13 protein-coding genes are annotated in these 14,527 nt (G+C 61.7%); 8 read left to right on the top strand and 5 right to left on the bottom strand.

Features of this window, described 5'->3' with window-relative positions; all coding sequences use genetic code 11:
* Positions 1–105: 105 nt before the first annotated feature.
* The 6 genes from ACFFUC_RS17290 to ACFFUC_RS17265 all read left to right on the top strand — a co-directional run bounded on the left by ACFFUC_RS17290 (position 106) and on the right by ACFFUC_RS17265 (position 6,411).
* Positions 106–1,239, top strand: a complete 1,134-nt coding sequence (locus ACFFUC_RS17290) for an aminomethyl transferase family protein (RefSeq protein WP_377688145.1) — start codon at positions 106–108, stop codon at positions 1,237–1,239.
* 20 nt (positions 1,240–1,259) lie between these two features.
* Positions 1,260–1,880, top strand: a complete 621-nt coding sequence (locus ACFFUC_RS17285; RefSeq protein WP_377688144.1) for a dimethylamine monooxygenase subunit DmmA family protein — start codon at positions 1,260–1,262, stop codon at positions 1,878–1,880.
* Positions 1,877–2,842 (top strand): PDR/VanB family oxidoreductase, encoded by a 966-nt coding sequence (locus tag ACFFUC_RS17280; protein ID WP_377688143.1) that lies wholly within the window; start codon positions 1,877–1,879, stop codon positions 2,840–2,842. The genes ACFFUC_RS17285 and ACFFUC_RS17280 overlap by 4 nt, the downstream gene beginning before the upstream one ends.
* A 9-nt stretch (positions 2,843–2,851) precedes the next feature.
* On the top strand, positions 2,852–3,895 hold the full coding sequence (locus ACFFUC_RS17275; protein ID WP_377688142.1) for a heme-dependent oxidative N-demethylase family protein: 1,044 nt from the start codon (positions 2,852–2,854) through the stop codon (positions 3,893–3,895).
* 539 nt (positions 3,896–4,434) lie between these two features.
* Positions 4,435–5,895: an NCS1 family nucleobase:cation symporter-1 gene (locus ACFFUC_RS17270; protein WP_377688141.1), complete on the top strand. Its 1,461-nt coding sequence runs from the start codon at positions 4,435–4,437 to the stop codon at positions 5,893–5,895.
* A gap of 63 nt (positions 5,896–5,958) precedes the next feature.
* Positions 5,959–6,411, top strand: a complete 453-nt coding sequence (locus tag ACFFUC_RS17265; RefSeq protein ID WP_377688140.1) for a nucleoside deaminase — start codon at positions 5,959–5,961, stop codon at positions 6,409–6,411.
* Between the two features lie 27 nt (positions 6,412–6,438).
* Here the strand turns inward: ACFFUC_RS17265 and ACFFUC_RS17260 are convergent, their stop codons facing one another.
* Complete coding sequence (locus ACFFUC_RS17260; protein ID WP_377688139.1) at positions 6,439–7,107, bottom strand: helix-turn-helix domain-containing protein; 669 nt, start codon at positions 7,105–7,107, stop codon at positions 6,439–6,441.
* Positions 7,108–7,641: 534 nt separating this feature from the next.
* Between ACFFUC_RS17260 and ACFFUC_RS17255 the strand changes: the two genes are divergently transcribed.
* The gene (locus ACFFUC_RS17255; RefSeq protein ID WP_377688138.1) at positions 7,642–10,020 is read left to right on the top strand and encodes a trimethylamine N-oxide demethylase; all 2,379 of its coding nucleotides are present in this window, start codon (positions 7,642–7,644) and stop codon (positions 10,018–10,020) included.
* Positions 10,021–10,088: 68 nt separating this feature from the next.
* Here ACFFUC_RS17255 and ACFFUC_RS17250 read toward each other — a convergent pair whose 3' ends face one another.
* The gene (locus ACFFUC_RS17250) at positions 10,089–11,441 is read right to left on the bottom strand and encodes an ammonium transporter (protein ID WP_377688137.1); all 1,353 of its coding nucleotides are present in this window, start codon (positions 11,439–11,441) and stop codon (positions 10,089–10,091) included.
* Positions 11,442–11,790: 349 nt separating this feature from the next.
* Here ACFFUC_RS17250 and ACFFUC_RS17245 point away from each other — a divergent pair, with 349 nt between their 5' ends.
* On the top strand, positions 11,791–12,060 hold the full coding sequence (locus ACFFUC_RS17245) for a PAAR domain-containing protein (RefSeq protein ID WP_377688136.1): 270 nt from the start codon (positions 11,791–11,793) through the stop codon (positions 12,058–12,060).
* A gap of 19 nt (positions 12,061–12,079) precedes the next feature.
* On the opposite strand, the gene ACFFUC_RS17240 is transcribed toward ACFFUC_RS17245, so the two are convergent.
* The 3 genes from ACFFUC_RS17240 to ACFFUC_RS17230 are packed head-to-tail and all read right to left on the bottom strand — an operon-like array spanning position 12,080 to position 14,433.
* On the bottom strand, positions 12,080–12,724 hold the full coding sequence (locus ACFFUC_RS17240; RefSeq protein ID WP_377688135.1) for a CDP-alcohol phosphatidyltransferase family protein: 645 nt from the start codon (positions 12,722–12,724) through the stop codon (positions 12,080–12,082).
* Between the two features lie 39 nt (positions 12,725–12,763).
* Positions 12,764–13,711, bottom strand: coding sequence for a phosphatidate cytidylyltransferase (locus tag ACFFUC_RS17235; RefSeq protein WP_377688133.1), 948 nt, complete (start codon positions 13,709–13,711; stop codon positions 12,764–12,766).
* Entirely contained in the window at positions 13,711–14,433 is a 723-nt protein-coding gene (locus ACFFUC_RS17230) for a lysophospholipid acyltransferase family protein (RefSeq protein WP_446686709.1), read from the bottom strand. The genes ACFFUC_RS17235 and ACFFUC_RS17230 overlap by 1 nt, the downstream gene beginning before the upstream one ends.
* Positions 14,434–14,527 lie beyond the last annotated feature (94 nt).

Here is a 14,527-nt window from a genome sequence, read left to right as displayed (position 1 = left end):
TGCAATACTTTTCTATTAGGAATATTCTTTTCCTTTGATTTTACCCTGCCGGAATGGTCGCATCAGGGCAGAACACCGACGACTTGCTAAATTCTGGGGGAGAGCATGGCGAATTCTTGGCGCATTTCCACATTGGCGGACCGGCATCGGGCATTGGGGTCCAATCTGGAAGACTGGAACGGCATGCCCACTGCCTGGACCTATGACAAACCGATGATCGACGATTACGTCGCCGTCCGGACCAAGGCCGGTCTGATGGATGTCTCGGGCCTGAAGAAAGTCCACGTCACCGGACCTGCCGCCACACAGGTGATCGAACGTGCGACCACCCGCAATATGGCCAAGCTGATGCCGGGCCGCGCGGTCTATGCCTGCATGTTGAGCGATGCCGGCAAGTTCGTCGACGACTGCGTCATCTACCGCCAGGGGCCGAACACCTATCTGGTGGTCCACGGCACCGGAGCGGGCCTCGAGCAGCTCAATGCAGCAGGCTTGGGCAAAGATGTCTCGATCAATTTCGACGACAATATGCACGACCTGTCGCTTCAGGGACCGCTGGCCGTCGACTATCTGGCCAACCATATTCCTGGCATTCGCGATCTGGCCTACTTCGGCCATATCCAGACCGCGCTTTTCGGCAAACCCGTGATGATTTCGCGTACCGGCTATACCGGCGAGCGCGGCTATGAAATCTTCTGCCGTGGCGAGGATGCCCCCGTGATCTGGGACCGCATCGTCGAAGAAGGCGCGCCCATGGGCATCGTGCCGGTCCAGTTCGGCACGCTCGATCTGCTGCGGGTCGAAAGCTACCTGCTCTTTTATCCGGGCGACAACTCGGAAAGCTTCCCCTTCGACAACGAGGGCCCGGGCGATACGCTTTGGGAGCTTGGCCTCGATTTCACCGTCTCGCCGAATTTCACCGGCTTCCGCGGTGCCGAGGAACATGCCCGCCTCAAGGGCAAGGAGCGCTTCAAGATCTGGGGCCTCAAATTCGATAGCGACGATATGCCCGAGATCGGCTCGCGCGTTTACGCGGACGGCAAGGATATCGGCGTGGTGACGCAGGGGCTGGTCTCGCCGGTCAACAAATACACCGTGGCCATTGCCCGACTGCCGGTCGCATTCGCCAATGACGGCACCAAAGTCACCGTGAAATCCGGCGGCAAGGACGTCGTGGCGGTCACCCATTCGATGCCGTTCTACGACGTCGAAAAGAAACGCCGCACCGCCAAGGGCTGAAACGGAACTGAGGTAGGACAATGACGAAAACCGTATTCGCGCCCTCGATCTCGACCCGGCCCGTCTATGGTGTTCTCGAACCCCACCAAGGCAGTGCCCATCTGATGGTGGCCGATGGCGAAGGGGGAGGCGCGATCCTCGACCTCTTCGCCAAGGCCGACGCTCTGGGCATGGATCTGAAAACCGATACGCATCTGATCTATGTGAAAGCGGCGAACGGCACCGATATGGGCGAGGAACTCGCCGGTCTCGGGGTCGCGCGCTTCTATCACGGCCCCTCGCTTTCGGCCGCGATGTCGCGGGTCCGCAAGGCGCTCGGCGATGCGCATATGGGCCTGCAGATCTATCTGGCGGGAACCGAGACCCTGATCGGCGTCACGCAAAGCGAGGCGATGAAAGTGGGCTTTCCCTATAACGGGATCCACTCCGAACATCGCGGCTCTTTGGCGCGGCGCGTGCAATGCGTCCATTGCAAGGGCATCACCGAAAACGTCACCACGGATCCGATGGTCTGCAGCCATTGCGGCCTGCATCTTTTCGTGCGCGACCATTATTCCCGCAGGCTGGCGGCCTTTCAGGGCGTCAACATCGATGCCGAGGATCCCGGCCTTGTCCCCGAGATGGTGGAAAAATTCCCATGAGCAGCGGAGCCCCAAAAATCCAGGCGCGGGTTACCGAAGTCACCGCGGTCAACGAGCTGATCAAGACCTTCCGCTTCGTGCCCCGTGACGGCGGCCCCGTCCCGCCCTTCTCGGGCGGCAGCCATATCGTCGTCGAGATGAACGACAACGGCACGCGCCGCCTCAACCCATACTCGCTGATGAGCGATCCGTCCGACACGACGGGTTATGCCATCTCGGTCCGGCGCGACGATTGCGGCCGTGGCGGCTCGCTTTACATGCACAACCATGTGGAGCCGGGGATGGAGATGACCATCTCCTATCCCGTGAACCTCTTTCCCGAGGATACGCGCGCGCGCAAACACCTGCTGCTGGCGGGCGGTATCGGGATCACGCCCTTCATCGCGCAAATGGCGCAGATGGACGAGCGCAACGCCCATTTCGAGCTGCATTACGCGGTCGCCAGCCGCAAGCTCGGCCAGTTCGGCGACGAGCTGAAGCGCAGCTATGAAAACCGCGTCCATCTTTACTATGACGACGAAAATATCCGCATGGACATTCCGGCGCTTCTGCGCGGCCAGCCGCTCGGAACCCATGTCTATGTCTGCGGCCCCAAGGGGATGATCGCCTACGTTCACGACATGGCGGACAAAGCCGGCTGGCCCAAGGGCGCGGTCCATTCCGAAGAGTTTCTCGCCCCTCCGGTCGGCGAAGCCTTCACGGTCGAGCTGGCGAAATCGGAAAAAACCATCCGCGTCGGCGCAACCCAGTCCCTGCTCGAGGCGATCGAGGCTGCGGGAGTCGATGCGCCCTATCTCTGCCGCGGCGGGGCCTGCGGGCAATGCGAATGCGATGTTGTGGTGGCCGATGGCGATATCGAACACAACGACCACTGGCTGACCCCCGAGCAACGCGCCTCGCAAAAGAAAATCATGCCCTGCGTGTCGCGTTTCGCGGGCGAGCGACTGGTTTTGGATCTGTAGGAGGAGCCGATGGGAATTCAGTTCAACGACGAGACCTTCCGCAACGATTTCACCTACCGAAATTCGGCCGCGGGGATCGCGCGCTTTCCCTTTCCCTTCCCCGAAGACGACTACATGTATTCGGTCAATATCGAACCGCATGTGCCGGGCCGCCCCGGATCGGTCTTCGAACATGCCTTTGATGTCGACGAGCATTACGTCTCGGAAATGGCCGACCGCGCCCGCGTTCTGGCCGATGATCCTCTGCGTTGCCAATCGCTGCCGCATATGACGCTGGCGGGTTGGGACCTGCTCGAGCTGATCATGGAAAGCAAGGCGCGCGACTATCCCGACCTGTTCCAGCTGACCAAGAACGGCAACCGCTGGCACTGGGTCAACAAGCCGCTCGGTATCGACGACACCTTCACCTTCCTCGACGAGACCACCCTACCCTATGGGCCGATGGAATACATCACGCGTCAAGCACAGGGCGATTTCACGCTGCAGGACCAGCGCGAGGACAATCTGTGGATCGAGGCCGGAATGGTGACGAGCCAGGCCGATTGGTCGCTCGATTTCGACATCGGGATGAGCTTTCACGAATGGCATGCGCCGGTGCCGCTGGCGGGCGGGATGGGGATTTTCGACCGCGCGCTGAAGTTCCTGCTCAAGCTGCAATACGGCGCGCCGGTCCGCCGCTTCAACTGGACGATGACGGTCGATCCGCTGCTCGATACGAGCCCCGAGAACTATCCCAAATGGGGGCCGACAAAGACCACGCTCACCCCCGACACCGTGGGCCAGCGCCAGCATTTGCGGGTCGAGTTGCAGACGCTTTTCCGCCTGCCGCGCTCGAATGCGATCGTCTTTCCGATCCGCTGCTACCTCATCAGCTTCGAGGATCTGGTGACCGTCCCGAAATGGGGCCGCCGCCTTCACCGCGTGCTCCAGACGCTGCCCGAGGAGCTTGCCGAATACAAAGGTTTCGCGCGCAACCGCGAGATGTTGGTCAATTGGCTGGCGCAATATGACGACGGCAAACCCACTTCGCTTGGCTGGTGGCCCGAGGAGTGAATCGGGCTTTCGACAGAGCGGAATTAAAACGCGCGCGGCCATAACCGCGCGCTTTTTATGTGCGCGGCTATGGGTTGTTTAAAATTATATTGACCATCCCGAACGTGGCCACCATTCTTTGGCCATCCGGTTAGCGCAAACCGTAAAAGCCCTTTGAAACAAGGGCATTTTTACAGGGGTTGCGCAAATCATCCAAAGGCATCCGGTTTTAAAAGCCTGCCTTGCGACAGGGATCCCGCGCCGATACCGCGCGAAGCACAGTAAAAACCCCCTTATGTCTTCACTGCAATTCTCAATGAAGTATAAAAACATTTTCTGCAAAAAATGAGCAATTAAAATTACAAATATTTGTGATCTCTTGTTAGAAACTGCTTTAACCCAGGATCGAATCTGGAAAACGACAGGCTCGGCCATGTCCCGCAGACGGAAGACATTACCCAGAATTTGAAATCGGGCCGCCGCGAGCAGGCAAAACCCGCACCGCCATTTAAAAGGCGGGCGGTTGCTCACATCCCAAAAACACCGCCTCGGAGATCATCTTGAACTCTTCATCATCCCCCCATTCTTTGGGGCAGTCTTCTGCATCTTTTGCCGTCAGCGAGCGGCTCTCGAACGAAGACATTGCTCCCGTCAAAAACCAGACTTGGGGCGTCTACACGCTATCGGCCATGTGGATGTCGAACGTCCATAGCGTCGCGGGCTATGTTTTCGCGGCCAGCCTTTTCACGCTCGGATTGGGCGGTTTCCAGGTTTTCTCGGCGCTGATCGCCGGGATCATGCTGATCTATGTCTTCACCAACCTCGCCGGCCGCAGCGGCCAGAAATACGGCATCGCTTTCGCCGCATTCTGCCGTCCGGCTTTCGGGGTTTTCGGCGCGAACATCCCCAGCATGATCAAGGCCGCGACGGCGACCTGCTGGTACGGTATCCAGACATGGGTCGCCTCGACCGCGCTGGTCGTCGTGACCCTGCGCCTTGCGCCCGGTTCGGCCGCGCTCAACGACAATTCGATCCTCGGGATGACCTCGCTCGGCTGGATCTGCTTTCTGGTCATGTGGTTCTCGCAGCTCGCCGTGTTCTATTACGGCTGGGAGGCGATCCGCAAATTCACCGACTGGGCCGGCCCCGCGATTTATCTGGTGATGTTCATCCTTGCGGGCTGGATCGTCTATAAGGCGGGCGGGCTCGACCATATCGACTTCAGCCTCGGCTCGGAGGCCTTGAGCGGCAGCGAGGCCGTCGCCGCATGGTTCACCGCCGTTGCCTTCACCGTCGCATGGTTTGCCGGCACGACGTTGAACTTCGCGGATTTTTCGCGCTTCATGACCTCGCGCAAAGCGATGGAGCGCGCCAACTTCCTCGGCCTGCCGATCAACTTCGCGCTTTTCGCTCTGGTTACGGTCGTCACCACCTCGGGCGCGCTCAAGGTCTTTGGCGAGCTGATCACCGATCCTGTCCATCTGGTGGCGCGTCTCGACAATGCGACGGCAATCCTTCTGGGCGCACTGACCTTCATGACGGCGACGATCGCGACGAACATCGTGGCAAACTTCGTCTCGGCAGCGATGGATCTGACGAACCTCGCGCCGAAATACCTCAGCTTCCGTCGCGCGGGCGTTCTGGCCTCGCTCATCTCGGTCGCGGTGATGCCGTGGAAACTATACGCGAACCCGGTCATGATCCAGTACACGCTGGGGACTTTGGGTTCGTTCATCGGTCCGATCTTCGGCCTGATCATCTGCGATTACTATCTGATCCGCAAACAGAGCATCGACATCGACAGCCTCTATACCGAGGATCCGCGCGGTGCTTATTGGTACTCGAACGGCTTCAACCTGCGGGCCATCGTCGCGCTGGTGCTGGCTGCCGTTGTCGCCTTGTCGATCTCGCAGCTTCCGGTTTTCGCCAGCCTCGCGGCCTATTCTTGGTTCTTCGGCGCATTCTCCGGCGGGCTGTTCCACTTCCTGCTCTCGGGCAGCAAGAACGCGGCGCGCGCATAAGCTACACAACTCGGGTCGGGGCGTCACCGCACGCCCCCCCTTCCTTTTCCAACGGGTGAAAGAATGACAAACGACAACGACCGCGCCCTGATGGCCGAGGCCCTCACTGAAGCGCAAAAGGGCGTCGACAGCGGCGGCATGCCTTTTGGTTCGGTGCTGGTGATCGACGGCGAGATCGTCAGCCGCGGCCATAACCGCCAGATCCAGGACAATGATTTTTTGGCCCATGCCGAGATGGTCTGCCTTGGCGATTTCCTGAAATCGAAGACCCGCCAGCTTCGGGGTGCCACCCTTGTCGCAACCGAGGCCCCCTGCCCGATGTGCGCCGGTGCCGCGATTGTCGCGGGTGTCGAACGCATCATCGTCGGCGAGGTCGCGCATTACCGCGGCGCCTATGAATGGCTGACCACCCAGAATGTCGAGCTGGTCCTGCTCGACGATCAGGCCTGCGTCGATCTGGTGAGCGATTTCAAACGCGACCATATGGACCGCTGGAACCGTTTCAGCGCGGGTTGAGCGGCCGCAAGACTACCGCAGGCCGGATCAGGCCTGCGGATAGGAGATGATCGAAAGATAGCGCGCCGGAACCTCGACCAGCTCTTCCGGCCCGTGGCGCTCGTCGGCGTCGAACAGCAGGCTGTCGCCCGGCTCGAGCAGAAAGGTCTGGTCGCCGTGGCGATATTCGACCTTGCCTTCAAGCATATAGAGCAGCTCGATCCCGTCATGCTGGAAGGTCGGGAAAACGTCATCCTCGCCGCCGGTCAGCACGATCAGATAGGGCTCGACCACCACACCCGAACTATTGGCGCCGATATGGCCGAGCAGATGGTATTGATGGTTCGCCCGCGTGCCTCGGCGGTCGATCTCGACATGCTCGCCCGCTTTGACATGCTGGACCTCGCGGCGCTCCTCGTAGCCTTTGAAAAAGGTGGTAATCGGCACCGACAGGGCATGGCTCAGCGTTTGCAAGGTATTGAGCGAGGGCGAGGTGATCCCGTTCTCGATCTTGGAGAGCATTCCGATAGAAATACTGGTGCGCGAGGACAGCTCGACCACGGTCATCCCCTGCTGCTGGCGCACCGCGCGCAGGGCACGACCGATCGCGGCCTCGAGATTGCGCTCGCCCGCGTCGCGCACCTGATGCGGATTCTGCTTGAGCGCGCCGCCCGATTTGGTGAGCGGGCCGGAAGTCACCTTCTGTTCGATGGTCATGCCGTCAATCCATTCTCGTCATGGCTGCATCCGCGGCCGTCGGGGTTAGTGATACGATAGCTTTGCGCCGATCTGGCAAAAAAAGTCGCAATCTCGTCACAGTTCGGCGGGTCGTCGAGGCAGGCTCTTCGGATTATGCTGCCAGAACAAGCAAATGTGGCAATTTCCTTGCGTCTTGAGCGGTTTTTCAGCGGATTTCGCGGTGATCGCCCGCGAAATCCGGCTGCGACCTGTTGCCGCATGGGCCCAAGGGGCCCCGTGCTGCGGGCAGGTCGCGAAGGCAAGGCGGCGAGAGCTTGGGCAGTCGGGGGAAGAGAGGGCGGAAACGAACGTCTTGGGGCGGGCTTTGGCTTGGCCTTGGGATGATCACGCGAATGAACGTCACAGCCGCATTTCTGGCGCTGGCGAGCCCGCCTGATACTGTGGTATGGCATCGCCGACTATCCGGTTGCGACAGGCGGAGGGCTCGGATATCGTCTTTCTCACGGTGAAAGAAATTTTCCGCCAACGCAACCCCTAACTGGCGAGATTGCAATGCTGGATGAGCGCTTCCCCAATGTCGTTTCCGGCCCGCCAAGGGCCAGCCGTCTGATCCGTCCCAACGGAATTCTCCAGCACAATGCTCCCGAGCGCTACGAGGTCGCGGGTGGCCGCGCGCTTCTGGTCAGCCTGCGCGAAGGCGATACGATCCGCATCGTGAACCACGAGGGCGGACAGCGCTGCGAACTGGTCGCAGCAGACGAAAGCGGCCGCATCGACGCCGCCGTCATCGGCGCGAAGTCGAACTCGACCGCCGAGGGTACGCGCGCGCTTTTGGCACGGGGCGACCGTGCGGGCGAGGGGCTGTCGGGCCTGCGCTCGGGCCTCAAACGGCGCGGTATCGATCTGGCGCAAGCGGGGGCAGTGTCGTTTTTCGACCCCTCGACCAAAGCCGGAACCGAAGAAAACTTCACCGTCTCGCGCCCCGGCCACCTGCTGGTCGCGGCCCCTGCCGAGCCGATGGATCCGCACAGCCAAGACACGGCCACGCCGCTTGTCGTCTTCATCCAGCGCGCCAAGCCGCGTCAGGTCGGCCAATTCGATCTGCCCGATCCGCTAGCCGATCCGCTTCTTGACCTGCGCGTGTCCTCGGCGACGGCGCGTGCCTATTTCGTCAAGGCGGGCGATTACTTTCAGGTCCTCGACGTCGACGGCCGCCAATGTACCGATTTGCAGTGTTTCGACGCGCGCAAACTGGAAAAGGGCATCGAGCGTCCTATTGACGTGACCACCTCGCGCACGATCATGGGCCATGCCTATTCGATGCCGGGTCTGCACAACAAATACTATGATCAGGACATGACCGCCCTGATCGAGGTCGTGCAGGATACCGTCGGGCGTCACGATGCTTTCGCCATGGCCTGCGCCGCAAAATACTACGACGACATCGGCTATCCGGGCCATGTCAACTGCTCGGACAACTTCAACTATGCGCTGTCGGAATACGGCATTTCGGCCCGTCCGGGCTGGATGGCGGTCAACCTGTTCTTCAACACCGCGATCGATGCCCATGGCGTGCTGATCTCGGACGAGCCGTGGTCGCGGCCGGGCGATTACGTCCTCTTCCGCGCGCTGACCGATATCGTCTGTGTCAACTCGGCTTGTCCGGATGACACATCGCCCGCAAATGGCTGGTATCTCAGCGACATCCACGTGCGCACCTATTCGGGCGCCGAGAAATTCCAGCGCGCCGCCGCATGGCGCCCCACCCCGAATTCGGAGCCGCGCATGACGCAAGAAACCGCCTTCCACGAACGGACCTCGGCGCTCACGCCGAATGTGGTCGATTACCGCGGTTACTGGCTGCCGACGGTCTATTCCAACAATGGCGCGATCGACGAATATTGGGCATGCCGCAAGGCCGCGGTGGTCATGGACCTGTCGCCCCTGCGCAAATTCGAGATCACCGGCCCCGATGCCGAGGCGCTCTTGAACTATACGATGACCCGCGATGTCTCGAAGCTGGCGGTCGGTCAGGTCGTCTATACCGCGATGTGCTATCCGTCGGGCGGGATGCTGGATGACGGCACGATCTACCGTCTGGGCCGCGACAATTTCCGCTGGATCGGCGGCGAGGAATATGGCGGCGAATGGCTGCGCGAACAGGCCGAAAAGGCCGGTTTGCAGGTCATGATCCGCTCCTCGACCGACCAGATGCACAACCTTGCGGTTCAGGGCCCGAATTCGCGCGAGATCCTCAAGCGCTTCATCTGGACCGCCGAGCACCAGACCAAGATCGAGGATCTGGGCTGGTTCCGCTTTACGGTCGGCCGCATCGGCGATTCCAAGGGCGTGCCGGTTGTCGTCTCGCGCACCGGCTATACCGGCGAACTGGGCTTCGAAATCTTCTGCCATCCCCGCGATGGCAAAGCGGTCTGGGATGCGGTTTGGGAGAATGGTCAGGACCTCGGCCTCAAGCCGATGGGTCTGGACGCTTTGGACATGGTCCGCATCGAGGCCGGCCTGATCTTTGCCGGCTATGATTTCTGCGCCCAGACCGATCCTTTCGAGGCCGGCATCGGCTTTACCGTGCCGCTCAAGTCGAAACAGGTCGATTTCATCGGCCGCGAGGCCCTGATCCGGCGCAAAGAGACACCGGCACGCAAGTTCGTGGGTCTGGATGTCGATGCAAATCTGGCGATCGGTCACGGCGACGGCATCTTCCAGGGCCGCGCTCAGGTGGGAGAGATCACCTCGGCCACGCGCTCGCCGCTTTTGGGCAAGAACATCGCCCTGGCCCGCGTCGATCCGACGGTGGCCGAGCCGGGCACGCAGCTCGAGGTCGGCAAGCTCGACGGCCAGCAGATGCGCATCCCCGCAACCGTGGTGACGCTGTCGCATTACGACCCGAAAAAGACCCGCCCGCAAAGCTGAGGGCTGGCAGTCCGATAGCAAAAGGGCCGGAGGAAACTCCGGCCCTTTTTCGTTGCGCACGGGTTTGATCAGAGGTGATAGGCCTGCTCGCCGTGGCTCGAGATGTCGAGGCCTTGGCGCTCGTCGTCGCGGCTGACCCGCAGGCCCATGGTCGCATCGATCAGTTTGAAGAGGGCATAGGACACCACACCGCACCAGACGATCGTCAGCAGAACCGCCTGCGCCTGTACCAAGGTTTGCGCGCCGATCGCGTAGTCGTCGCCGCCCGTGCCGCCAAGCGACGGCGCGGTCAGGATGCCGGTGCCGATCGCGCCGATGATGCCGGCCACGCCGTGGATGCCGAAGACGTCGAGGCTGTCGTCATAGCCCATGCGGATCTTGACCACGGTGACGAAATAGTAGGCCCCGACCGAACCGATCGCGCCAAGGACCAGCGCACCGATCGGACCGACGGTACCGGCCGCAGGCGTGATCGCGACCAGACCCGCGATCATCCCCGAGATCCCGCCCAGAAGCGAGGCCTTGCCGCGGATCGCCCATTCGAGACCGGCCCAAGCGAGGATTGCGGCAGCGGGGGCGGCGAAGGTGTTGATCATCGCCAGCGCCGCATCGGGGCCTGCCTCCAGCGCCGAACCCGCGTTGAAGCCGAACCAGCCGACCCAAAGCACCGCCGCACCGACCAGCGCCAAGGGCAGCGAATGGGGTGCCATCATTTCCTTCATATAGCCGACGCGCGGACCCAGCACCAAGGCTCCGACCAGTGCCGCCACGGCCGCGTTGATATGGACAACCGTGCCGCCAGCGAAATCAAGCGCGCCCCAGTTGAAGATCAGACCGGCCGAGTCCCAGACCATATGCGCGACGGGGAAATAGACCAGCAAAGCCCAGAGCAGGCAGAAGACCATCAGCGCGCCGAACTTCACCCGTTCGACCAGACCGCCGATGATGAGCACGGCGGTAATCGCGGCAAAGGTCATCTGGAACGAGATGAAGACATATTCGGGAATGACCACCCCGTCGGTAAAGGTCGCGGCGGTGCTGTCGATGCCGACGCCCGAAAGGAAAATCTTGCCGAAGCCGCCCCAGAAGGGGCTGGTCGAGCCGCCGAACGCCATGGAATAGCCGACGAGCAGCCACAAGATCATGATCATTGCCGCGATGGCCGTAGTCTGCATCAGCACCGACAGCATGTTCTTGGCGCGCACCAAGCCGCCGTAAAACAGCGCGACACCCGGCAGAACCATCGCCATGACCAGAAGCGCGGCGGTCATCATCCATGCGACATCGCCCTTGTCCATGGTGGTTTCGACGATGGCGGCGACCTCGGGCACCGCCTCTTGTGCGGCCTCCTGCGCGATGGCGGGCACGGCAAAGAGGGCTGCCGCTCCGGCTGACAGTCTTAACATCAAGGCATGGTTCATGGTGCATTCCTTCAAACTGGCGCATGTTCTGGCTGCCTTGCATCCGGTCGGACCGGACGGCTGGCCTCTGGCTTCAGGGAAACGGGCGCGAAACCGGTCGGCAAGAATTGGCTGGCGAAAAATGCGGCAGCTTGCGCACAAGGCGCATCCGCAAGCAGCGCTTCAAGGTCCTGCCCGAAAATTGGGCATATCGAGAAGGTTTCAGATCCTGAGGCGGCGCGTGATTCTGCCGCAACCCGCGCGGACATTGACGCGAAGGGGCCGTGTTGCGCGGGGCCTTATGCATGTTTCGTCTGGAAACATTCCGACGCCCTGCGTAGAATGCGGGGGTTATTCAAGGAATGTGGTTATGAGCTCCACCTTGCAGAAGGTCATCGCCCGTGTCGGCGACAAACATCTTTGCCCCTATCACGGCCCCAATCCGATCATCGACGGCTCGAAGAGCACGATCGACGGGCGCGGCATCGCGCGTGAGGGCGACAAAAGCGCTTGCGGCTGCTTTATTGTCGAGGGCTCGGGCAAGGCCACGATCGACGGACGACGCGTGGCCTATCTCGGCAGCAAAACCAGCAGCGGCGGCGTGATCGTCGACTGCAAAGGCTCGGCCGTTCTCGCCTGAACCGGCCTCGCGGCGGCGCTCAGCCGCGCCGGCGCAAGCCAGCGACCAGATGGACCGCGCGGCGCAGCGCGGTCAGCGCCGCACCGACGGCGACGACCCAAAGCGCAGCGACCAGCACTTCGTCACGGCCTCCGAACAGCGGCGCGAAAATCGTCAAAAGCGCCGCGCCGGTCACCACCGCCATCCGGTGCTGCTTGGCCATCGGCCCCGAGAAATCCGCCGCCAATCCGCAACTGACGCCCAATTCGCGGGTATAGGCGGTCAGGAAGGCAAAGGCCGTCGCGGCCCAACCCAATGAGGGCTCTCCTGCGCCGAGCGCGAGCCCCATCAGGATCAGCACATCGGAAATCCGGTCGGGAAACTCGTTCCAGAACCCGCCGTCGGCCGCTCGCTTTTGCGCCTCTATCGCGACCATGCCGTCAAAGAGGTTGCACAGCAGACGCCCTTGTGTGAAGCCAGCGCCAAGCAGCAGGAGCAGGATGCGCAGGGACCCGCTGCTTCCTCCGGCCGCCCAAAAGCTCGCGAAAGCCAGCGCGGCCGAAACCATCCCCAGCATCGAAATCTGGTTGGGCGTGATCCCCGTTCCGGCCAGCCAGCGGCTGATCCGTCCGGCCCAGGCTGTATCGCGGCTGGCCAGAGGGCGGCGGTTCGAGACGTCGTTCATGCTTGGGATCTCCTGCCAAAGGGCATGGTACCGGAAGGATCAGACCGACCAGAAGTAGCGCGTCAGATGGAAAAAGATCGGCGCGGAAAACACCACCGAGTCAAGCCGGTCGATGAAACCGCCATGACCCGCAATCGCATGGCCCCAATCCTTGATGCCGCGGTCGCGTTTGATCGCCGACATCACCAGCCCGCCGAAAAAGCCCAAAAGCGTGATGATGAAGGCCATCAGCGCAGCTTCAAGAATGGTGAACGGCGTCATCCACCACAGCGCCGCACCGACGGCTGTCGCGCTGAGGCTGCCTCCGATAAAGCCCTCGACGGTTTTCGAGGGCGACAGATTGGGCGCGATCTTGTGCTTGCCGATCAGCTTGCCCCAGACATATTGCAGCACGTCCGAAAGCTGGACCACCACCACAAGGAAGGCGATCAGCAAGACGTTGCGCCCCTCGAAATTGCGCAGATGCAGGCTCAGAAGCGCGGGGACATGCGAGGCGCAGAAAACGCAGATCATCAGCGCCCATTGGACCTCGGCCACGCGGATCAGATAGTTGCGCGTCTCGCCGCGCAGGGCCGAAACGATCGGCAAAAGCAGGAAGACATAGACCGGAATGAAGATCGAAAAGAGCCCGTACCAGCCGATCCAGATCGTATAATACTGGATCGGCAGCACCACAAAGAAGGCCGCGACCAGCGACCAGTGATCGGCGCGGGCCGCATTGGTCAGGGTCAGAAATTCGCGCAGAGCCGCGAAGGAGCAGATCATGAACAAGAGCGAGACGCCGGTGCGCCCGCCCAGCATGGCCAGCGACAAGAACAGCACCATGATCCACCAAGAGCGGATCCGGTCGTTGAGGTTCTCGATCGTGGCATTGGTGCCGTCGGGCGAATAGCGCCAGGCCAGCACGCTGCCCACGATCGAGGCCAACACGAGGATGCTGCCCGCTGCCAGAATGATTTTGAGCAGATCGAAATCGACATTCTGCATCAGCGCATCTCCAGATGGTTGGGGCGCAGATCGAGCAGAGCGTCGCGGGCGCGGTCGAGGAAATCGGTTTTGCTTTCACCCTCGGCCAGCCGCAAAGGCGCGCCGAAGATCGTTTTGCACATCAGCGGCACGGGGATGAACTCGCCCTTGGGCATGACGCGGTTGAGGTTCTCGATCCAGACCGGCACCAGATCGATATCGGGACGGCAGGAGGCAAGATGGAACAGCCCGCTTTTGAAGGGCAGCAGGATGTCGTCGGTCAGATTGCGCGTCCCCTCGGGGAAGATGATGAGCGAATCGCCGGCATCAAGCGCCCCCGCCATGGTCGCGATCGGATCGACATTGCGGCCCTCGCGCTGGCGGTCGATCAGCACGGTGTTGAAGACATCGCTGCCGATAAAGCGCCGCAGCCCCTTGCCGCCCCAGTAATCGGCCCCTGCAACCGCACGCGCACGCTTGCGCGCCTGCACCGGCAGGACCGACCAGATCAGGATGAAATCGCCGTGGCTGTTATGGTTGGCGTAATAGATCCGCTGCCCGCCGACCGGTGCGGTGCCGCGCCAGTCGGGCTGAACCGCAGTCACCAAACGCGCGAAAATCCGGATTGCGCCGCCGGTCATACCGGCCAAAGCACGGCGGATCACGCTCTGGACCCGCAGGGGTTGCGGCGTTTGACCCTCGGGCGCGGAGGGGTCGAGGCCGGTTTGCGGTACCTCCGGCATTGCGCCGTCCAAACCTTGCGGATTCGCCCGAGGTGCTGCCTCCGGCTGCGGCTCTGTCATGGCGGATGCCCTCCCCAGCAGCGCGCCGCCGGTT

The organism is Paracoccus cavernae (assembly GCF_042430175.1).
In the GTDB taxonomy this organism is placed as follows: Bacteria; Pseudomonadota; Alphaproteobacteria; order Rhodobacterales; family Rhodobacteraceae; genus Paracoccus; species Paracoccus cavernae.
This window is presented reverse-complemented; position numbering and strand designations above follow the sequence as displayed.